The sequence below is a fragment of the Mesorhizobium amorphae CCNWGS0123 genome, assembly GCF_001686985.1.
GTDB lineage: Bacteria > Pseudomonadota > Alphaproteobacteria > Rhizobiales > Rhizobiaceae > Mesorhizobium > Mesorhizobium amorphae.
Window position 1 is genome coordinate 108,280 of record NZ_CP015318.1, and the last position, 19,063, is coordinate 127,342.

16 protein-coding genes are annotated in these 19,063 nt (G+C 64.1%); 7 read left to right on the forward strand and 9 right to left on the reverse strand.

The genetic code is table 11. The features are described from left to right. The first annotated feature begins 117 nt into the window (after window positions 1–117). The gene (locus A6B35_RS00480) at window positions 118–996 is read left to right on the forward strand and encodes a 3-hydroxybutyryl-CoA dehydrogenase (protein ID WP_006199884.1); all 879 of its coding nucleotides are present in this window, start codon (window positions 118–120) and stop codon (window positions 994–996) included. A 46-nt stretch (window positions 997–1,042) separates the two neighbouring features. Here A6B35_RS00480 and A6B35_RS00485 read toward each other — a convergent pair whose 3' ends face one another. From A6B35_RS00485 to A6B35_RS00495, 3 genes are all read right to left on the reverse strand, one after another. Next, a complete protein-coding gene (locus A6B35_RS00485) occupies window positions 1,043–3,052 on the reverse strand; it encodes a PAS domain S-box protein (protein WP_040581926.1) in 2,010 nt (669 codons plus the stop codon). Window positions 3,053–3,194: 142 nt separating this feature from the next. After that, window positions 3,195–3,833 carry an NrsF family protein gene (locus A6B35_RS00490; protein WP_006199881.1) on the reverse strand — a complete coding sequence of 213 codons (639 nt, stop codon included), beginning with the start codon at window positions 3,831–3,833 and terminating at the stop codon, window positions 3,195–3,197. Window position 3,834: 1 nt separating this feature from the next. Beyond that, window positions 3,835–4,371, reverse strand: a complete 537-nt coding sequence (locus A6B35_RS00495; RefSeq protein ID WP_006199880.1) for a sigma-70 family RNA polymerase sigma factor — start codon at window positions 4,369–4,371, stop codon at window positions 3,835–3,837. Between the two features lie 206 nt (window positions 4,372–4,577). On the opposite strand from A6B35_RS00495, the gene A6B35_RS00500 reads away from it, so the two are divergent. The 3 genes from A6B35_RS00500 (at window position 4,578) to A6B35_RS00510 (ending at window position 8,426) form a co-directional block, all read left to right on the forward strand. Continuing rightward, entirely contained in the window at window positions 4,578–5,585 is a 1,008-nt protein-coding gene (locus A6B35_RS00500; protein WP_006199879.1) for an iron ABC transporter substrate-binding protein, read from the forward strand. A 175-nt stretch (window positions 5,586–5,760) separates the two neighbouring features. Continuing rightward, a complete protein-coding gene (locus A6B35_RS00505) occupies window positions 5,761–7,347 on the forward strand; it encodes an ABC transporter permease (RefSeq protein ID WP_006199878.1) in 1,587 nt (528 codons plus the stop codon). Beyond that, window positions 7,344–8,426 carry an ABC transporter ATP-binding protein gene (locus tag A6B35_RS00510; protein ID WP_006199877.1) on the forward strand — a complete coding sequence of 361 codons (1,083 nt, stop codon included), beginning with the start codon at window positions 7,344–7,346 and terminating at the stop codon, window positions 8,424–8,426. Before A6B35_RS00505 ends, A6B35_RS00510 begins: the two co-directional genes overlap by 4 nt. A gap of 43 nt (window positions 8,427–8,469) precedes the next feature. Here A6B35_RS00510 and A6B35_RS00515 read toward each other — a convergent pair whose 3' ends face one another. The 5 genes from A6B35_RS00515 to A6B35_RS00535 all read right to left on the reverse strand — a co-directional run bounded on the left by A6B35_RS00515 (window position 8,470) and on the right by A6B35_RS00535 (window position 13,733). After that, window positions 8,470–9,273: a phosphodiesterase gene (locus A6B35_RS00515; RefSeq protein ID WP_006199876.1), complete on the reverse strand. Its 804-nt coding sequence runs from the start codon at window positions 9,271–9,273 to the stop codon at window positions 8,470–8,472. 82 nt (window positions 9,274–9,355) lie between these two features. Continuing rightward, on the reverse strand, window positions 9,356–10,456 hold the full coding sequence (gene ugpC, locus A6B35_RS00520; RefSeq protein ID WP_006199875.1) for a sn-glycerol-3-phosphate ABC transporter ATP-binding protein UgpC: 1,101 nt from the start codon (window positions 10,454–10,456) through the stop codon (window positions 9,356–9,358). A gap of 11 nt (window positions 10,457–10,467) precedes the next feature. Next, on the reverse strand, window positions 10,468–11,382 hold the full coding sequence (locus tag A6B35_RS00525; RefSeq protein ID WP_006199874.1) for an ABC transporter permease subunit: 915 nt from the start codon (window positions 11,380–11,382) through the stop codon (window positions 10,468–10,470). A 7-nt stretch (window positions 11,383–11,389) separates the two neighbouring features. Then, window positions 11,390–12,274, reverse strand: coding sequence for a carbohydrate ABC transporter permease (locus A6B35_RS00530; protein WP_006199873.1), 885 nt, complete (start codon window positions 12,272–12,274; stop codon window positions 11,390–11,392). A 106-nt stretch (window positions 12,275–12,380) separates the two neighbouring features. After that, entirely contained in the window at window positions 12,381–13,733 is a 1,353-nt protein-coding gene (locus A6B35_RS00535) for an extracellular solute-binding protein (RefSeq protein WP_040581927.1), read from the reverse strand. Window positions 13,734–14,196: 463 nt separating this feature from the next. Here A6B35_RS00535 and A6B35_RS00540 point away from each other — a divergent pair, with 463 nt between their 5' ends. After that, entirely contained in the window at window positions 14,197–16,632 is a 2,436-nt protein-coding gene (locus A6B35_RS00540) for a sensor domain-containing diguanylate cyclase (RefSeq protein WP_006199870.1), read from the forward strand. Here A6B35_RS00540 and tlpA read toward each other — a convergent pair. Next, a complete protein-coding gene (tlpA, locus tag A6B35_RS00545; RefSeq protein ID WP_006199869.1) occupies window positions 16,624–17,310 on the reverse strand; it encodes a thiol:disulfide interchange protein TlpA in 687 nt (228 codons plus the stop codon). The two genes, A6B35_RS00540 and tlpA, sit on opposite strands and share 9 nt — an antisense overlap. Before the next feature lie 35 nt (window positions 17,311–17,345). Here tlpA and argH point away from each other — a divergent pair, with 35 nt between their 5' ends. Both argH and A6B35_RS00555 read left to right on the forward strand, forming a co-directional pair. Next, complete coding sequence (gene argH / locus A6B35_RS00550; RefSeq protein WP_006199868.1) at window positions 17,346–18,746, forward strand: argininosuccinate lyase; 1,401 nt, start codon at window positions 17,346–17,348, stop codon at window positions 18,744–18,746. An 88-nt stretch (window positions 18,747–18,834) separates the two neighbouring features. Next, window positions 18,835–19,041 carry a hypothetical protein gene (locus A6B35_RS00555; RefSeq protein WP_006199867.1) on the forward strand — a complete coding sequence of 69 codons (207 nt, stop codon included), beginning with the start codon at window positions 18,835–18,837 and terminating at the stop codon, window positions 19,039–19,041. The last annotated feature ends 22 nt before the right edge of the window (window positions 19,042–19,063 follow it).

A 19,063-nucleotide genomic window follows, 5' to 3' on the forward strand; every position in this document is an offset into this window, starting at 1 on the left:
TATCTGCCTAAGCGTATTAAATTGTGAAGGGTGGGGTAGACGAAGCTGCCCCGCCCTTTTAGTTTGCACCGCACAAAAAGCAGGCCGCAAAGGCCTTTCTTCGACGGGATCGGTGTAATGAGCAAGATCGAGACGATCGGCATCATCGGCGCGGGCCAGATGGGCGGCGGTATCGCCCATGTCTCCGCGCTTTCCGGCTACAAGGTGCTGATCTACGACATCTCGCTCGACCGTATCGAGAAGGGCATCGCCACCGTCAGCGGCAACATGGCCCGCCAGGTCGGTTCGGGCAAGCTCGAGGAAAAGCTGCGCAACGAAGCGATGGCGCGCATTTCCGCCGCGCCCGTCATGGCCGATCTTGCCGGCGCCGATCTGGTGATCGAAGCAGCGACCGAGGACGAGACGGTCAAGCGCAAGATCTACGCCCAGCTCTGCCCGCAGCTCAATCCCGAGGCGATCCTGGCGACCAACACCTCGTCGATCTCGATCACCCGGCTTGCCGCGCAGACCGATCGTCCCGAGCGCTTCATCGGCATACATTTCATGAACCCGGTGCCAGTGATGAAGCTGGTCGAGCTGGTGCGCGGCATCGCCACCGAAGACCAGACCTTCGAGGCGGCCAAGGCCTATGTGAAGCAGCTCGACAAGACGATCACCGTCTCGGAGGATTTTCCGGCCTTCATCGTCAACCGCATCCTGCTGCCGATGATCAACGAGGCGATCTACACGCTCTACGAGGGCGTTGGCTCGGTCGACGCCATCGACACCGCCATGAAGCTCGGCGCCAACCACCCGATGGGGCCGCTGCAGCTTGCCGATTTCATCGGCCTGGACACCTGCCTGTCGATCATGCAGGTGCTGCATGATGGCCTGTCGGATTCGAAGTACCGCCCCTGCCCGCTGCTGGTGAAATATGTCGAAGCCGGCTGGCTAGGCCGCAAGACCGGGCGTGGCTTCTACGACTATCGCGGCGAGCATCCGGTTCCGACGCGCTAATCCGAAGACTTCGGCTCTGCGAACTCGCAAAGTCGGCAAGGCCTCTTCAGGATGCCGCGGCTAGCCGCTTGGACGGCGCCGTGTCGGCGCCTTTGAGGTCCTCATCCGGCGCCGCTGAAACGCAGCCCCGTCCGGCGGCCTTGGCCGCGTAACAGGCGGCATCGGCCCGTGCGATGATCTCATCCACTTCGCCACAGCCGGCGCGGATCGGAGCCAGGCCGATGCTGGCGCCGATCGAATGCGCCCGCCCGTCCCAGGTGAAATTCAGGCCGCGGATCGCATCGATGATGGATCGTGCCGCAATCATGCCGCTGGCGGCCGAGCCGGACATCAGGATGACGGCGAACTCGTCGCCTCCGAGGCGGGCGACGATGTCTTCAGGTCCAAGCACGCCACGGATCGCCTCGGCGACCCGCTTCAACAGGGCATCGCCGGCGGCATGGCCGCCGGTGTCGTTGACCAGCTTGAAGTGGTCGAGGTCGACAAACATGAACTGATGCTCCCCGATCGACCCTGTCGTATCGCCGACCGATCCCGTCGTGTCGGCCGCGTCGGCCTTGCCGCTCCGATCGACCAGTTCCTCCATCGTGCGGATGAAGCTCGAACGGTTGGCGAGACCGGTGAGCGCGTCATGGGCGGCGGCATAGGCGAGTTGGCGCTGCAGGGCGCGCGCATCGGTAAAATCCTGGAAGACGATGACCAGTCCGCAGAATTCAGCTCGCTCGTTCATGATAGGCGACACGACCTGACGGATGCTGCAGCGCGTGTCGTCGCGGCGGATCAGCACGGCGCGACTGTTCTGCTCGGCGGGACCTGTGCCGCCGGTCGAAGCCCGTGCCACGCCGATCCTCTGCCCGGTCTCTTCGTCTACCGCCCAGTAGACATGACCGAGCGTCTTGCCGAGCGCCTCGCCGCTGGTGACGCCGGTCAGCTTTTCGGCCACCGGATTCATGAAGGTGACGCGGTTTGCGGCATCCGTGCAGATCACGGCATCGCCGATCGACTGCAGGGTGACGCGCAGCCGTTCCTTCTCGTCGGCCAGCATCGCCGCCGAGACGATGAGGCGCGCTTCGGCCTCCTTGCGCTGAGTGATGTCGGTCAGGCTGCCGATGGCCCTGATCAGCCGCCCGACGGCGTCGCGCTCGATGGCCTTGCCGCGGTCGAGAATCCAGACCCAGTGCCCGTCCTTGTGGCGCATTCTGAACTCGGCTTCGAAAAACGGCGTCTCGCCGGCGAGGTGGGCGCGGTCGGCCTCGGCGACGAGCTCGCGGTCGTCGGGATGGATCATCGTCAGCCAGCGGTCGGGGTCGCCGTCCAGTTCGCCATCGGCATAGCCGAGCATCTTCACCCAGGTACCGGAGTAGGTCGTGCCGCCCTTGCGCATGTCGAGATCCCAGACGCCCTGACCAGCGCTGGCCAGCGCAAAGTTCCAGCGCGTTTCAGCTTCCGCGATGCGGGCCTCGGACTGCTTGCGGGCGTCGATGTCCTCGATCTGTGAAACCAGGTAGAGCGGACGGCCGTTGTCTTCGTCGCGGATGACCGAGCCGGCAAGCTGCGCCCAGACCGGCGTCCCGTCCTTCCGCAGGTAACGCTTCTCGAAGTGGAAAGCGTCGATCTTGCCTGCCTTCAGGTCGATCATCGTGTCCCTGCCGATCTGCAGGTCGTCGGGATGCGTGATCTGGAAGAAGGTCAGCGCCTCGATCTCCTCCCGGCTATAGCCAAGCATGGTGGCGAAAGCCGGATTGGTCTGCAGGATGCGGCCGTCGAGGCCGACGATGGCGACGCCGATCGCCGAATCCTCCATGGCGCGGCGGAAACGCTGTTCGCTCTCGCCGATCTGGCGGCGGTCCTCGACGATCTGGCGAACGAACAGGGCGGTGAGGAAAAGCGACGCCGCGATCATGGCGACCGCTATCTGCAGGCAGAGTTTCAGGGCCTCGGCGCCGAGCTCCAGGCGCGACAGCAGGATCGACGCAAGGACGGCGACAAGGCCGACCACCATCAAAACCAGCGCAGCATGTCTGTCGGCCCGCAGGCCTTTCCAAGTCCACGTCACAATGCGGATCCACCCCGTTGCGCAATTGCACGTTGCTGCAACCCTGGCGGATCGATTTTAAGGAAAGGTTGCGCTGGCGGTCCGGGCGACGATGCTAACCGGCAAACAATTGCCGGCATGATTAAGGATCGGTGTGCGTTCCCTACCAGCGCACGAAAAGCCGCCCGCCCAAGGCTCCCAACGCTGTAAGGATGATGATCGCGACCGTGTACCAGGTGGCGACGAAGAGCGGTGAATCGTCGACGCAGTGCGCGGCATAGAAGGTCGCCGCCAGCCCGCCGGCGAGCAGGCCCGCAACCGCGCCGGCAAGCACCGGCCGCGTCGGCGCGCCGTAGCGCAGCATCCACAGGAAAATCGCCAGCGGGCCAATGCCGATCAGCGGGATGAAGCCCATGCAGATCATCATGTTGGAGCCGACCAGCCGCGTGCCCCATTGCGCCTCAGGCACCGCGAAGAGCTCCAGAACCACAGCCACGAGGACGAGCAGCGGCGCCGCGGCCATCCAGGTCGCCGCCTTTCCCGTCGATGCGCCGGGCGTCGACAAAGCGTGGATCAGCGCGAAGGCGGTGCCGGCAAGCACGATGGTGAAGACGAACTTCGACAGGAAGCGCATCGTGTGCATGGCGATCATGATGTCGGAACGTGGACCGATCGTGAACCAGAAAACCACCGCGGCGATCACCGCCGCAACCGCGGTGGCCATCCACCAGGCCGAACGCAGCGGCATCGCCTTGTTGCGGGCGTCGGCGTCCAATGCCTTGATGAGATCCTCGGTCCTCATGTCATTCCCGCCCGAAACGCCTGGCAATGGCGGCAAGGCCGCGATGCAGCGACACCCGCACCGCCGTCTCGGTAATGCCGAATTTCGCCGCCGTCTCGCCGATCGAACGGCCCTCGACCGACACCGCCGAGACCACCGAGCGCTGCGCCGGCGGCAGGCTGTCCAGCACCCGGTTGATGTCGCGCTCGCTGACGGTCTCGGTCTCAGGCTCGGCGAAGGTTTCGGCGATTTCGTCGATCTCGATCTCGACACGCCGCCCGCGCCGCCGGAAGGCATCGATCAGCTTGAAGCGCGCTATGGCAAAGACCCATGGCAGCACCGGCGCATCGTCGCGCCAGGTATGCCGTTTGACATGAATGGCCAGCAAGGTTTCCTGCACGACATCCTCGGGGTCGACCCCGCCCTGTACGATCTTGCGCCGGGCAAAGCCGCGAACGAGAACAGCCGTCCGGTGCAGAAAGTCGGCGTAGGCCCTTTCATCTCCGGCGATTGCGGCCTTGAGCAGCCGGGAAAGCTCGGCCTCATCCTTGCCGGTCACAAGAGTTCACTCCCCCGATGTTCGCGTCTCGGCGCTGTTTTGTTACGTGGCGGGCGAAATAATGTCCAAGCCAAACTGCCGCAGAATCACGAAAGTTTGCGCCCCGGCTGCCGATAGAACCAGTTCACCAATGTTGACTCGGACAATCAGGTATTGGTAGGTGCAGCCGTGCCAAGACCAACCAACAAGATCGAGGACGACGCCCCATGAGATACGCCCTTTCCGCCCTCGCCGGCGCCACCGCGCTGGCGATCAGCCTGATCGCCGCCCCGGCCATGGCCGAGGATGCCGGCATCGTCGTCTACAACGCCCAGCATGAGAGCCTGACCAAGGAATGGGCCGAGGGCTTCACCAAGGAGACCGGCATCAAGGTGACGCTGCGCAATGGCGGCGACAGCGATTTCTCCAACCAGATCGTCGCCGAAGGCGCTGCCTCGCCGGCCGACGTGTTCCTGACCGAAAACTCGCCGGCCATGGCCCTGGTCGAGGCCGCCGGCCTGTTCGCGCCGGTCGATGCCGACACGCTGGCGCAGGTTCCGCAGGAATACCAGCCGACCACCGGCAAATGGGTCGGCGTTGCCGCGCGCAGCACCGTCTTTGCCTACGACAAGACCAAGCTGAAGGAAGACCGGTTGCCCAAGTCGCTGCTTGAGCTCGCCGATCCGAGCTGGAAGGGCCGCTGGGCCGCCTCCCCCTCCGGCGCAGATTTCCAGGCCATTGTCAGCGCTTTGCTGCAGCTGAAGGGCGAGGCCGCGACGGCCGACTGGCTGAAGGCGATGAAGGCGAACTTCACCGCCTACAAGGGCAACAACACCGTGATGAAGGCGGTCAATGCCGGCGAGATCGAAGGCGGCGTCATCTACCATTATTATTATTTCGGCGATCAGGCCAAGACCGGCGAGAACAGCAAGAACGTCGCCATGCACTATTTCAAGAACCAGGATCCGGGCGCTTTCGTCTCGATCTCTGGCGGCGGCGTGCTGGCCTCGAGCAAGCACCAGAAGGAAGCTCAGGCCTTCCTGAAGTGGGTGACCGGCAAGGGTGGCCAGGAGGTGCTGAAGAACGGCACGTCCTTCGAATATGCGGTCGGCAAAGGCGCCGATTCCAATGCGAAGCTGGTGCCGCTCGCCGATCTGCAGGCACCGAAGGTCGATCCGGCGACGCTGAACTCGAAGAAGGTCACTGACCTGATGACGGGAGCCGGCTTGCTTTAGTTCGCGTTCGTCCTAAAAGGGCAACCGACTGCGCTCCCGCGGGATACGCTCTCCGCGGGAGCGCTCTGTTTTCAAGGTGGCATTCGTCGATGACGACAAGCTGCGTTTCCGGCCGCGTTCCGCGTGCCTTCGATGACCGCCGCCAGCAGGCGGAAGCAGCGCGGCGTCCGGCCTGATGCAGTCTGCGGTTGATCTTTCGCGTCCGGGCCTGCCGGCCGGCTTCAAGACCGGACACGGAACGCGCCGTCGGCCCCTCTCCTGGATCCTGATCGCGGCTGCCCTTGTCTCGCTGCTTGCATTGCTGCCGCTTGCCTTCATCGTCTGGGTGGCGGTGCAGACCGGCTGGGAAACCGCATCGGCGCTGGTCTTCCGTCCACGCGTCGGCCAACTCCTGGTCAACACCGTCCTTCTGGTGGCGGTGGCGGTTCCGATTTCGATCGTGCTGTCGGTGACGCTGGCCTGGCTGACCGAACGCAGCGACCTGCCCGGGGCTCGCCTATGGGCCTGGCTGTCGGTTGCCCCGCTCGCCATCCCTGCCTTCGTCCACTCCTATGCCTGGATCAGCCTGGTGCCGGGACTGCACGGCCTGTGGGCCGGGGTGCTGGTTTCGGTCCTCGCCTATTTCCCGTTCCTCTATCTGCCGATCGCGGCAGCGCTGCGTCGTCTCGACCCCGCGCTTGAGGATGCCGCGGCCGCCCTCGGCCTCGGTCCGTGGCGGGTCTTTGCCCGCGTCGTGCTGCCGCAGCTGAGGCTCGCCATTTGCGGCGGTTCGCTGCTGGTCGGCCTGCATCTGCTTGCCGAATACGGCCTCTATGTCTTCATCCGCTTCGACACCTTCACCACGGCGATTGTCGACCAGTTCCAGTCGACCTTCAACGGACCGGCCGCCAACATGCTGGCCGCGGTGCTGGTCACGTGCTGCTTCGTGCTGCTCGCGCTGGAAGTGCTGGTGCGCGGCGAGGAGCGCTATGCCCGCGTCGGCTCCGGTGCGGCGCGCCAGCAGCAGCGCACGCGGCTCGGCCGCGCCACGCTTGCCTGCCTGGCGCTGCCCGCAATCACCGCGCTGCTTTCGCTCGGCGTGCCTTTCATCACCATCGGCCGCTGGCTGATCGCCGGCGGCACCGATGTCTGGCGCCTCGACGAGATCGGCCTTGCACTCGGCCAGACCCTGTTCCTGGCGGTCGGCGGCGCGCTGCTCGCTACGATCGCCGCCATGCCGATGGCATGGATTTCGATCCGCGCGCCGGGTCCGCTGCAGCGGCTTCTCGAAGGCTGCAACTACATCGTCGGCTCCCTGCCCGGCGTCGTCATCGCGCTGGCGCTGGTCACCATCACCGTGCGCATCGCCATGCCGCTCTACCAGACCCTGTTCACCATTCTTTTCGCCTATGCGCTGATGTTCCTGCCGCGCGCTTTGATCAGCCTCAGGGCATCGATCGCGCAGGCGCCGGTCGAACTCGAACGCGCGGCATCGAGCCTCGGACGGCCGCCGCTCAAGGCGCTGTGGGCAACGACGATCCGCCTGTCGGCACCGGGGGCTGCGGCGGGCATGGCACTGGTGGCGCTCGGCATCACCAACGAGCTGACCGCCACCCAGATGCTGGCACCCAACGGCACCCGCACGCTGGCGATGGCGTTCTGGTCCTATAGCGGCGAGATCGACTATGCCTCGGCCGCACCTTACGCCTTCATCATGGTGGCGATGTCGCTGCCTTTGACCTGGCTGCTTTACGTCCAGTCGAAAAGGATGGCTGGACGATGAGCTTTCTCGAACTCAGCGGCGTGCAAAAACATTACGGCCCGGTGGCCGCACTTGCCGGCGTCGACCTCAGTGTCATGAGCGGCAGCCGCACGGCGATCGTCGGACCGTCCGGCTGCGGCAAGACGACCTTGCTCAGGCTCATCGCTGGTTTCGAGGCGCCCGACCAGGGCCGCATCGTGCTCGATGGCGAGGTGCTGGCCAATGGCGGCGCCGCCGTTCCGGCGTATCGCCGCGGCATCGGCGTGGTGGCGCAGGACGGCGCCCTGTTCCCGCATCTGACCATCGCCGACAATATCGGCTTCGGCATGGCGCGCGGCGCCGACAAGCGCACCGAGCACATCGTCGAACTCGCCTATATCGTCGGGCTGGACAAGGCGATCCTCAAACGCCGCCCGCACGAGCTCTCCGGTGGCCAGCAGCAGCGCGTCGCGCTGGCCCGAGCCATGGCGATGAAGCCCCGGCTGATGCTGCTCGACGAGCCGTTCTCGGCCCTCGACACCGGCCTGCGCGCCTCGATGCGCAAGGCAGTGGCCGAGCTTCTGGAAGCCGCGGGGATCACCACGATCCTGGTCACCCACGATCAGGCCGAGGCGCTGTCCTTCGCCAGCCAGGTCGCGGTCATGCGCGACGGCCTGTTCTCGCAGGTCGGCACGCCGCGCGAGCTCTATTTCCAACCAAAGGACAGGATGATCGCCGAGTTCCTTGGCGACGCCATCATCCTGCCGGCGAGGATAGCGGATGGCTTCGCCACGTCGCCGCTCGGCCGCATCGCCGTCGACACCACCGAGCGGCGCGATGTCGCCCGCATCATGCTGCGGCCGGAACAGGTGCTGCTGAAAAGGACGTCGCGAGAAGGCATGTCGGGCACGCCGGACATGCTGTTCGGCGAGGTGACGGAATCCGAATTCGCCGGTTCCATGTGCACCATCGCCGTGCGGCTCCTGAACAGTCCCGATCCTCCGGACGCTGCCGCAATCGGCAACACGCCGCTCATCCTGCGCAAACCCGGCATGGACGCTCCGGCCCTTGGCGAGATCGTCCGACTGACGGTTTCAGGCAAGGCGCATGTGTTTGCATGACTGGTCCTGCGCCGGCTTGGGGTCGGCGCCGCGACCGACGACGCTATTCGACGAGCTTGCCCGTCTCGGTCGAATAGGTGGGCCACCGCTCCAGGAAATCGCAATTGTGCACGACCACCCGTCGGGCGGCAGCGTCAATGAGGACGATCGCGTAGGTGGGCGGCGCCTGCTCGACCACCTCCTCCCCCACCAGATCGAGCACGAAGCGGGCATGCAGCCCGCGTTGCGCGGTAAACGGGATACCGGCGACGGTGCCGGCAATGTCGCGATGGACATGCCCGAAGAAGACGTGGCCGACATTACCGTGGCGCTTGAGCAGTTCCAGGAAGCGCGTGGGCTGTTCGAGCCCGAGCGGATCGAGCAGCGGCAGGCCGAGCTCGACCGGCGGATGGTGCAGGAAGATGTAGGCCTGCCGTCCCGCCGCTTCGCTGAGCCTGGCATCCAGCCAGGCTAGCCGCTCGTTGGACAACTCGCCGGTGACGCGGCCTTCGGCCAGGCTGTCGAGAAACAGCAGCGACGCCTCAGGTGTCTCGAAGACCGACTGCACGAAGCCATTGTCGTCGACCGGGTTTTCGGGAAATGCCGCGGCGAGATTGGCGCGCCTGTCGTGATTTCCCGGCAGCAGCCGATAAGGCAGGGAAAGCCTGCCCAGGGCCGATTTCAGATCGAAATAGCTCTCGGCTGCACCGGTTTCGGTCAGGTCGCCGGAGAAGACGCAAAGCGCGGCATCGCCGTGACGAGCGTTGATATGCGCGATGCAGCGATCGAGCCGCTCATGCAAATCCGCGCCGTAGCGGATTTCACCCCGCCGGCCGAGATGCACGTCGGTGACCTGGATGATTTTCATTGCGCGGCCCTTCTTCGATCCGACGGGGGAATTTCTGAACGCCCGGAGGGGGCAGGAATGAGCTAGCGGACGGCCGCGAAAATCAGAGCGCTGGAACCGGCACCGATGCCTTGAAGACGTCGAGGCGGCTTCCCGTCTCGGACGAGAAGAAATGCAGATCGGCCTCGGAAAACTGCAGGCCGACCGCGCTGCCGGGCGCCGGATGGACAGCCTCCGACGTCATCACGGAAAACGCCGCGCCGTCGAGGTCGACATAGACGACGCGGCCCGCGCCCAGTTCCTCGACCAGATCAACGCTGGCATTGAGCGCGCCCGTGGTGCCGGGAGCGACCAGGCGCACGGCTTCCGGCCGGATACCCACCGCGACCTTGCTTCCAACCGGCAGGCTGGCACGCGAAACGGCCAGGCGCCGGCTGCCGCCGAGCAGCGACAGGCCGTCGAGCGTGACCTCGCCTTCGAGCATGTTCATCGCCGGCGCGCCGACGAAGGTGGCGACGAAACGGCTGGCCGGCCGGCTGTAGATTTCGCTGGGCGTGCCGACCTGTTCGACGCGGCCGCCATTCATCACCACCAGCCGGTCGGCAAGCGTCATCGCCTCGACCTGGTCGTGCGTGACGAACACCGAGGTTGCGCTCAGCCGGCGGTGCAGCTTGCGGATTTCCGAGCGCATCTGCACGCGCAGCTTGGCGTCGAGGTTGGAAAGCGGTTCATCGAAGAGAAAAACCTTGGGCTCGCGGATCATGGCGCGACCCATGGCGACGCGCTGGCGCTGGCCGCCCGACAGCGCCATCGGCTTGCGGTCGAGCAGCTGTTCGAGCTCCAGGATGCGGGCGACTGCCTGGATGCGCTGGGTGCGCTCGGCGGTGGGAACGCCGGCGACCTTCAGCGAGTAGCCGATATTCTGCGCCACGCTCATATGCGGATAGAGCGCATAGTTCTGGAACACCATGGCGCAACCGCGCTCGCGCGGCTCGAGCTTGTTGACGATCGCGCCGTCGATGGCGATCGTGCCGCCGGAGATATCCTCGAGCCCGGCGATCATCCGGAGCAGCGTGGACTTGCCGCAGCCGGATGGGCCGAGGATGACGACGAATTCGCCCGACGTGATGTCGAGGTTGACCCCATGCACGACCTGCATTTTGGCGTAGCTTTTGTAGACGTCGCGAATGGTGATGGAGGCCATCTTTTCGTCTCCTACTTTTCGGTGGCGATCAGGCCGCGCACGAACCAGCGCTGCATGACCACGACGACCACCAGCGGCGGCAGCATGACGATGAGCGTGCCGGCCATGGCGATGTTCCATTCGGGTATGCCGCCGACATTCGGGATGAGCTGCTTGAGTTCGGTCACCGCCGTGGCATGCGACTGATCGGTGGTGATGAGCAGCGGCCACAGATACTGGTTCCAGGCCCACAGAAACATGATGGTTCCCAGCGCCGCCATGTTGTTGCGCGACAGCGGCAGCAGGATGTCGATGAAGAAGCGCACAGCACCTGCGCCGTCCATGCGCGCGGCCTCGGTCAGCTCATCCGGTACCGTCAGGAAGAACTGCCGGTAGAGGAAGGTCCCGGTGGCGGTGGCGATCAGCGGCAGGATCAGCCCGGTGTAGGAGTTGAGAAGGCCAAGGCTGAGCGAAACCTGGACGCCCGAGATTTTCTCGATGAGCCAGCTCAGCCCGGTCAGGTCGAGGATGGTCTGGTAGGGGGACAGCACATTGGCGACGACCGCGTAGGTCGGCACGATGCGCACTTCGAGCGGCAGCATCAGCGTGATGAAGACCAGCCAGAAGATCAGCATGCGTCCGGGATAGCGGAAGTAGACGATCGAGAAGGCGGTAAGCGCCGAGATGATGACTTTGCCCGCCGCCACGCCGGCCGCCATGATGAAGCTGTTGAACAGCTTGGGGCCGAGGTCGGCCGTCGTCCACGCGGTCTTGATGTTGATCCAGAAATCGCTGCCCGGCAGCAGCGACATCGGCACATCGTTGACGTCCTTCAGATTATGCGATGCGGCGATCACCACGATCACGAACGGTGCGACGCAAAACACGAAGCCCAGGAACAGGATCACATGCGTCAGGAAATTGAGGATCGGGGTGCGCTCGACCATGGCCGCCTCAGCGATAATGCACGCGCCGCTCGATGAAGCGGAACTGGAAGATGGTCAGCACGATGATGAGCAGCATCAGGATGATGCTCTGTGCAGCGGCGCCCGAATAGTCGAGGCCTTTGAAGCCGTCGGAATAGATCTTGTAGACCATCAGGTTGGTCGCGTTGGCCGGCCCGCCCGATGTCATGATGTCGACGATGCCGAAGGAATCCTGAAAGCTCTCGGTGATGTTGATGACCAGCAGGAAGAAGATGGTCGGCGTGATCAGCGGAAACTGGATATCCCAGAACCGCCTGATGACACCCGAGCCGTCCATCGCCGCCGCCTCGATCAGCGAACGCGGGATTGCCTGCAGGGCTGCGAGGAAGAAGATGAAATTGTAGCCGACATATTTCCATGAAAAGGCGACGATGATGGAAGCCATGGCATCGGTGCCGTCGAGGCCAGGATCCCAGAAGCCGGGCCAGACCTGGTTGACGACCGCCATGAAGCCGGCTTCCGGCGCCAGGATGAAGCGGAAAGCCATCGCCAGTGCCGGCGCGGCGATACCATAGGGCCAGATCAGCACCACGCGATAGAGCCGTGAGCCGGCAAGCTGACGATCCGTCAGGGTGGCGAGCACCAAAGCGATGAGCATGGCAAGACCGGTGCTGATCGCGGCAAAGGTCAGACTGGCCGTGATCGACTTCCAGTAGTCGGCGTTGGACAGGATCGAACGGAAATTGTCGAGCCCGACCCAGATGTTGCCGCCGCCCCAGGGCTGCTGCAGCGTCAGCGACCAATAGACCGCTTGGCCGGCCGGCCAGTAGAAGAAGGTGAAGATCAGGATCAGCTGCGGCACCGCGAACAGGATGCCGATCGACCATCTGCTGAAAGTGACGCGTTTTTCCATCGATCCGCCGACGCCGTTGAACCGCCAGCCCGCTTTCCCGAGATGAAACTAGATGTGAAATGGCCGCCCGTCGATTCCCGGCGGGCGGCCGCGGCAACACCTGAAATCAGGGCAGTGTCTTGTTCGGATAGGTCTGCTGGAAGCGGTCGAGGATCGCATCGCCGTTCTTGACCAGCGTGTCGATGCCTTCCTGGACGCTGACCTTGTTGGCGAAGATCGCCTGCATCTGCGTGCCGAATTCGGCTCGGATCTGGGTGAAATTGCCGAGACGGATGCCACGGGTGATTTCGGTCGGTTCCGAAGCGGTCAGGCTGGCGATCGCCACCTCACGGCCCTTGTAGGGCGCCTTGTCGTAGAAGCCCTGCGTTTTCAAGTAATCGAAGCCCGACTTCGTCACCGGAATATAGCCGGTGTTGGTCGACCAGAACAAAGCGGTCTTGGGGTCGTGGATGAAGTTGAGGAAGGCCGCCGCGCCCTTGTACTCGGCATCCGACTTGCCGGAGAGGACCCAGAGCGAAGCGCCGCCGACCAGCGAATTCTTGCGCTCTGTGCCGGCATAGACCGGCAACTCGGCGACGTCCCAGTTCATGCCTTCCTTCTGCGTCTTGCCGACCGTGCCGTGGTCGCCGACCGAGGTCATGATGACCTCGCAGGTGCCGGAGGCGAAGGCCTGGACCATGTCCTGGCCGAGATCCTTGGACTTGATCTTGATCAGGCCCGCATCATACCACTTCTTCAGGTCGGTGACGTACTGCACGAACTTGGTCTTGTTCATCTCGAGGCGGGCGTCGAGACCGTCATAGCCATTGTTCTTGGTGGCGATCGGCTGGTTGTGCAGCGCCGAGAATTGCTCCATCAGCTGCCAGCTTTCGTTGGCCGAGATGTTGATCGCCATCGGGCATTCATAGCCGGCGTCCTTCAGGGCCTTGAGGTCGGCGCCGACGTCTTCCCAGGTCTTCGGTGCCTCGGTCTTGCCGATCTTGGCGAAGGCGTCCTTGTTCCAGTACATCAGCGGGGTCGACGAATTGAACGGGAAGGACAGCATCTCGCCCTTCGACGTCGCGTAGTAGCGGGCGATGCCGGGGAAATAGTCGCTGTAGTCGATCTTGTAGCCGTTTTCTTCCATCAGCTTGTCGGCCGGCTTGTAGGCACCCGACAGCATCATCGTGGCGGTGCCGACGTCGTAGACCTGGACGACGGTCGGCTGCTTGCCGGCGCGGAAGGCGGCGATGGTGTTCTGCAGCGTGGCGTCGTAATTGCCCTGGCTGGTGCAGACGACTTCATAGTCGGATTGCGATGCGTTGAAGTTCTTGCACAGCGTATCGACGACGCGCGCGAGGTCGCCCGAAAGGCCGAACCAGAAATCGAATTTAACGGGTTCCGCGGCAGCCGGCTGTGCCAGCGCGATGCCGAGAGCGCCGGCGGCAAGGGCAGCTAAGCCCTGCTTGATGATGGACATGGATTTCATTCCCTCTTGAGTGGCTGATGACATCAGGCTTTGCGCAAGTCCTTTGCCGCTCTCATAGAGAAGGTATGTGACAGTTCTGTTGTGCCTTTTCAGGCCTGTGGACAGCCAAACTCTCCTCCCTCGACGGCACGCCGGCATGAAACCGCCACACCAGCGCTCCAGCTAGCTAGGGCGCCGCGGAGCGGCGTAAAGGCCAGGAGAACAAGAGTGGTTATCCGGCTAAATTGTATGGATGAAATGCCGGTCTCCAGGCTGTCGACCTGCCTACCCAGCCGCGCTAAGGCCGGCGATCCCGCACCGGTCGGCGGCATCGGCTCAGGCAAGACTGAGATTGCCATCCGATACAACCCGGAACAGCACGCTGCGGTTGTATGCGCAATAACTGATTCTTCAACCGTCGAGCCCTAATCAATACCATTGCCTAGATTGTCGCGGGAAGATCAGGTGAAGCGAGATGTTGACCGTCTATAATTGTATCGTGCACGAACACGATCTGAGACTGGTTGCACTGGCGGCGCTTATTTGTGGCATCTCTTCCTTTTCCGCGATCAATCTGCTTCGCCATGTCGACCGGTCGACCAACAAAAACCGCTACGCCTGGCTGATGATTGCAGCCACCTCGACCGGTTTCGGCATCTGGGCGACCCACTTCATCGCCATGATTGCATTCTCGCCCGGAATTCCGAACGCATACAATGCGGAACTTTCCGTGCTTTCGCTTGCCGCCGCCGTCATCCTGACCGCCGTCGGCATGTGGATCGCCACCTTGCGAGGCGGCATCGATCACTATCTTGTCGGCGGCGCCGTGCTCGGCGGCGGCATCGCCACCATGCACTATACCGGCATGGCGGCGTTCGAGGTCCAGGGCCGGATCGTCTGGGATCAGCTCCTCGTCGCCGTCTCGCTGGTGGCCGGCATCACGCTTGCCGCGCTCTCGCTTCTCGTCGTGCTGCGCCGGCCTTCGACATCAGGGACAATCGTCGCCGCCGTGCTTCTGACGCTGGCCATCTGCACCTTGCATTTCATCGCCATGGCCGCGGTGTCGATCTATCCGGACAGCTCCATAGAAATATCGAAATACACTGTCGAACCGATGTCACAGGCCTTCGCCGCCGCCGCGGTCAGCCTGGTGATCCTCGTGCTTTCGGCCGCGGCACTCTGGATCGATCTGCGCTTCCGCCGTCACAAGGTCGAGGCCGAACGCATGCATGGCCTGGCCAACGCCGCCGTGGAGGGTCTCATCGTCTGCGACGGCACCCGCATCGTCAGCGCCAATGACAGCATCGCGGCGCTGACAGGCATCGCGGCCGGCACGCTGAACACGATGCTGCTCGGCGATCTGTTCGGCGAGCGTGCCGCGTCGAGCATGGTCGAAGGACAGGCGCAGGAAGCCGAACTGCGAAGCCACGACGGCGCCCGCATACCCGTGGAGCTGATCGCCAGAAGCATCGACTATTGCGGCAAGCCGCACAATGTGGTCGCCGTTCGCGACATCCGCGAACGCAAGAAGGCCGAGCAGGAGATCGTCCGCCTCGCTCATTTCGACCCGCTGACCGGGCTTGCCAACCGCCGCAGCTTCACGAGCCGCCTCGAAGCCGAAATTGCCGCGGCGGACCGAGGCGGCAAGGGCGGCAATCTGGCGCTGCTGCTGCTCGACCTCGACCGGTTCAAGGAAGTGAACGATCTCTTCGGCCATGCCGCCGGCGACACCATGCTGCAAAAGGTTGCGCAATGCGCCTCCGCCGTGCTTCGCCACGGCCAGATGCTGGCGCGCCTCGGCGGCGACGAGTTCGCCATCATCGCGCCGAACCTTCCCGATCCCCAGGCGGCGGGCCGTATCGCCGAGGCAGTGCTTGCCGCCATGCGCGAGGAGAACAAGCTGTCGCCCGGCGGTGGCCTGGTCTCGGCCAGCATCGGCATCGCCCTCTACCCGCTCGACGCGGACGAACAGGCAGCCCTCGTCAGCCATGCCGACACCGCGCTCTACCGCGCCAAGGCCGAGGGCAAGGACACCTACCGCTATTTCGAGGCTGCGATGGGCGCCGAGGCGCGCGACCGGCGGGTGCTGGAACATGATTTGCGCCAGGCGGTGGCACGCAATGAATTTCGCCTCGTCTATCAGCCGCAGAAGGAAATCAGCAGCGGCAGGATGATCGGCTTCGAGGCCCTGATCCGCTGGCAGCACCCGCAGCGTGGAGAGGTTTCCCCGGCCGTGTTCATCCCGGTGGCCGAGGACAGCGGCGCCATCCTGCAGATCGGCGAATGGGTTCTGGCGACGGCCTGCGAGGAAGCCGCCCGCTGGAAGAACCCGCTGACGGTCGCCGTCAATGTTTCGGCCGTCCAGCTGCACAATCCGAATTTCAGCCGCAAGGTGCACGAAGTGCTGCTTCGATCCGGCCTGGCCCCGGGCAGGCTCGAGCTGGAGATCACCGAAACCGCGCTGGTCAAAGACATGCCGCGCGCGCTGGCGACCTTGCGACAGGTCAAGGCGCTCGGCGTCCGCGTCGCCATGGACGATTTCGGCACCGGCTATTCCTCGCTTTCCAACCTTCGCGCCTTCCCCTTTGACAAGATCAAGATCGACGGCTCCTTCATCAAATCCGTCGACAGGAACGGCCAGGTCGCTGCGATCGTTCGCGCCGTGCTGGGACTGGGTCGCGGCCTTGGCCTGCCTGTCCTGGCCGAGGGCGTCGAGACATTGGGCGAACTGCGCTTCCTCGACGCCGAGGACTGCGAGATCGGACAAGGCTTTTATCTCGGGCGGCCGAGCCCGATCGAGACGTTCGGCGAACTGACCGGCGTGACGGGGCCAGCGGTCAACGACGACGCCAGGCAACGCGGCGGCAGCATCCTGATGCTGGAGCCGGCCGCTGCGCTGCGCTCAATCTGACGAGCCAAGTGCGGCTTCGACCAGCCGCTTCGCGTCGGGGCTCGACCATTCAGCGGGTCCGTTCATATGGGCGATCAGGCAGCCATCGCCGTCGATCAGCATCGTCACCGGCAGGCCTAATGCCAGGCCGCGCTTCTTGACGTCGTTGAACAGCCCCATCGTCGAATCCCGGTAATAACCGAGCGTCTCGATGCCGATGTCGCCGAGAAACTTCTTCGGCTTGACGTCGTCGCCGGTATCGACATTGACCGCGACGACCTGGAAGGCATCGCTGCCCTTTTCCTTCTGCAGCGCGTCGAGCGCCGGCATCTCGGCACGGCAGGGCGCGCACCATGTCGCCCACAGATTGAGCAACAGCGTTTTTCCGGCATGGTCGGCGAGCGTCATCGGCTTGCCGTCGGGATCGTTGAAGGCAAGGCTTTTCAGCGATTGCGGCGGGTCGGCCGGCAAAAGTGCTGCAACCTGCCCGGTGGCGGCAGCCGCAACCTTCTTGGCACGGTCGGCCTTTGCCGCGCAGACGGCGTCGTCCTTGCCGTCGCCGGCGGTGGCTTGCGCCGGCGCGTTGTTGCCAGAACCGCTCTCGCTGACATATACCGCGACCGCGCCGGCCAGCACGCCCGCCACCAATGCGGCGAGGATGAGGCGCGGGGCCGGGAATAATCTATTGCCGTCTGCCATTTTCTTAAATCTGCTCCGGAGCACGGGTTATAGCGATGAGCGACAAGAAGGCCAGCAACCAGATGTGGGGCGGACGTTTTGCCTCGGGTCCGGCCGCGATCATGGAAGCGATCAACGCATCGATCTCGTTCGACCGCAAGCTCTACGCGCAGGACATCAGGGGTTCGATCGCGCATAGCGAGATGCTGGCGCAAACGGGCATTATTTCGGCGGCGGATCAAGAAAAAATCGCTCACGGGCTGAACACGATTCTGAAAGAGATCGAGGCCGGCAGCTTCGAATTCTCGACCCGTCTGGAAGACATCCACATGAATATCGAGGCTCGCCTCGCCGATCTGATCGGCCCGGCCGCCGGCCGCCTGCACACCGCCCGTTCGCGCAACGACCAGGTGGCGGTCGACCTCCGGCTCTGGGTCAAGGACGAGTGCTTGCGTGTCGCCGAAGCGCTGAAGGGACTGATCGGCGCCTTCCTGGAGCGGGCCGAGGAACATGCGGCGACCGTGATGCCGGGCTTCACCCATATGCAGGCGGCGCAGCCGGTGACCTTCGGCCATCACTGCATGGCCTATGTCGAGATGTTCTCGCGCGACCTGTCGCGGGTGCGCGACGCCATCGAGCGCATGGACGAAAGCCCGCTCGGCGCAGCAGCGCTTGCCGGCACCAGCTTTGCCATCGACCGCCACCAGACGGCCAGGGCGCTCGGCTTCCGCGAGCCGATGCGCAACTCGCTGGACAGCGTCTCGGACCGCGATTTCGCGATCGAGTTCCTGGGCCTGGCGGCGATCTGCGCCACCCATCTGTCGCGGCTGGCCGAAGAGATCATCATCTGGTCGACGCCGCAGTTCGGCTTCGTCAGGCTGTCGGACAGCTTCTCCACCGGCTCCTCGATCATGCCGCAAAAGAAGAATCCCGACGCCGCCGAACTGGTGCGCGGCAAGACCGGCCGCGTCACCGGCCATCTTGTCGGCCTGCTGACGGTGATGAAGGGCATGCCACTGACCTATGGCAAGGACATGCAGGAAGACAAGGAATCCGTCTTCGACGCCGCCGAGACACTCGACCTGATGCTGGCGGCGATGACAGGTATGGTGCGCGACATGACGGTGAATGCCGTCGCCATGAAGAAGGCGGCGGGCTCCGGCCATGCGACCGCCACCGACCTTGCCGACTGGCTGGTGCGCACGCTCGGCCTGCCGTTCCGCGAGGCGCATCACGTCACCGGCCGCGCGGTGGCGCTGGCCGAGGAAAAGAAGGTAGGTCTGGAGAAGCTCTCGCTCGAGGATCTGCAATCGATCCATCCCGGCATCACCGCGGACATCTTTTCGGTGCTGGCCGTGCAGAACTCGGTCAAGAGCCGCGTGAGCTTCGGCGGCACCGCACCATCGGAAGTCAGGAAGCAGATCCGCTACTGGAAAAAGCGTCTGGCCAAGGCGTGACCTCAGCGGCGGCCTGATTTGCCGGGGTGCAAAGGCTCAAAAATTTCGCTAGAAGCAGGCAACTGATTTTTCTCGGACGGATGGATCGATGACCGGAAGCAGGATTTTGGTGACGCTGACGTTGCTGGCGGCGATGGCCGTCGTGACGGCCTGCGGCAGGAAGGCCGGCCTCGACACCCCTTACGAGGCCGCCGTGCAGGCCCGCAAGGACGCCGAGAAAGCCAAGCAGCCCGTGCCGCCGGAGCCGGAAAAACCGGTCGAGGACAAGAAGTTCATCCTCGACCCGCTGCTCTAGAGCCGATGAGATCACCCGATCT

Excerpts from the sequence above, each read along its gene's own strand:
- A6B35_RS00480 (WP_006199884.1), top strand. The coding sequence starts at position 118 with ATGAGCAAGATCGAGACGATCGGCATCATCGGCGCGGGCCAGATGGGC.
- A6B35_RS00490 (WP_006199881.1), bottom strand. The coding sequence starts at position 3,833 with ATGAGGACCGAGGATCTCATCAAGGCATTGGACGCCGACGCCCGCAAC.
- A6B35_RS00500 (WP_006199879.1), top strand. The coding sequence starts at position 4,578 with ATGAGATACGCCCTTTCCGCCCTCGCCGGCGCCACCGCGCTGGCGATC.
- A6B35_RS00505 (WP_006199878.1), top strand. The coding sequence starts at position 5,761 with ATGCAGTCTGCGGTTGATCTTTCGCGTCCGGGCCTGCCGGCCGGCTTC.
- A6B35_RS00510 (WP_006199877.1), top strand. The coding sequence starts at position 7,344 with ATGAGCTTTCTCGAACTCAGCGGCGTGCAAAAACATTACGGCCCGGTG.
- A6B35_RS00515 (WP_006199876.1), bottom strand. The coding sequence starts at position 9,273 with ATGAAAATCATCCAGGTCACCGACGTGCATCTCGGCCGGCGGGGTGAA.
- ugpC (WP_006199875.1), bottom strand. The coding sequence starts at position 10,456 with ATGGCCTCCATCACCATTCGCGACGTCTACAAAAGCTACGCCAAAATG.
- A6B35_RS00525 (WP_006199874.1), bottom strand. The coding sequence starts at position 11,382 with ATGGTCGAGCGCACCCCGATCCTCAATTTCCTGACGCATGTGATCCTG.
- A6B35_RS00530 (WP_006199873.1), bottom strand. The coding sequence starts at position 12,274 with ATGGAAAAACGCGTCACTTTCAGCAGATGGTCGATCGGCATCCTGTTC.
- A6B35_RS00535 (WP_040581927.1), bottom strand. The coding sequence starts at position 13,733 with ATGTCCATCATCAAGCAGGGCTTAGCTGCCCTTGCCGCCGGCGCTCTC.
- A6B35_RS00540 (WP_006199870.1), top strand. The coding sequence starts at position 14,197 with ATGTTGACCGTCTATAATTGTATCGTGCACGAACACGATCTGAGACTG.
- tlpA (WP_006199869.1), bottom strand. The coding sequence starts at position 17,310 with ATGGCAGACGGCAATAGATTATTCCCGGCCCCGCGCCTCATCCTCGCC.
- argH (WP_006199868.1), top strand. The coding sequence starts at position 17,346 with ATGAGCGACAAGAAGGCCAGCAACCAGATGTGGGGCGGACGTTTTGCC.
- A6B35_RS00555 (WP_006199867.1), top strand. The coding sequence starts at position 18,835 with ATGACCGGAAGCAGGATTTTGGTGACGCTGACGTTGCTGGCGGCGATG.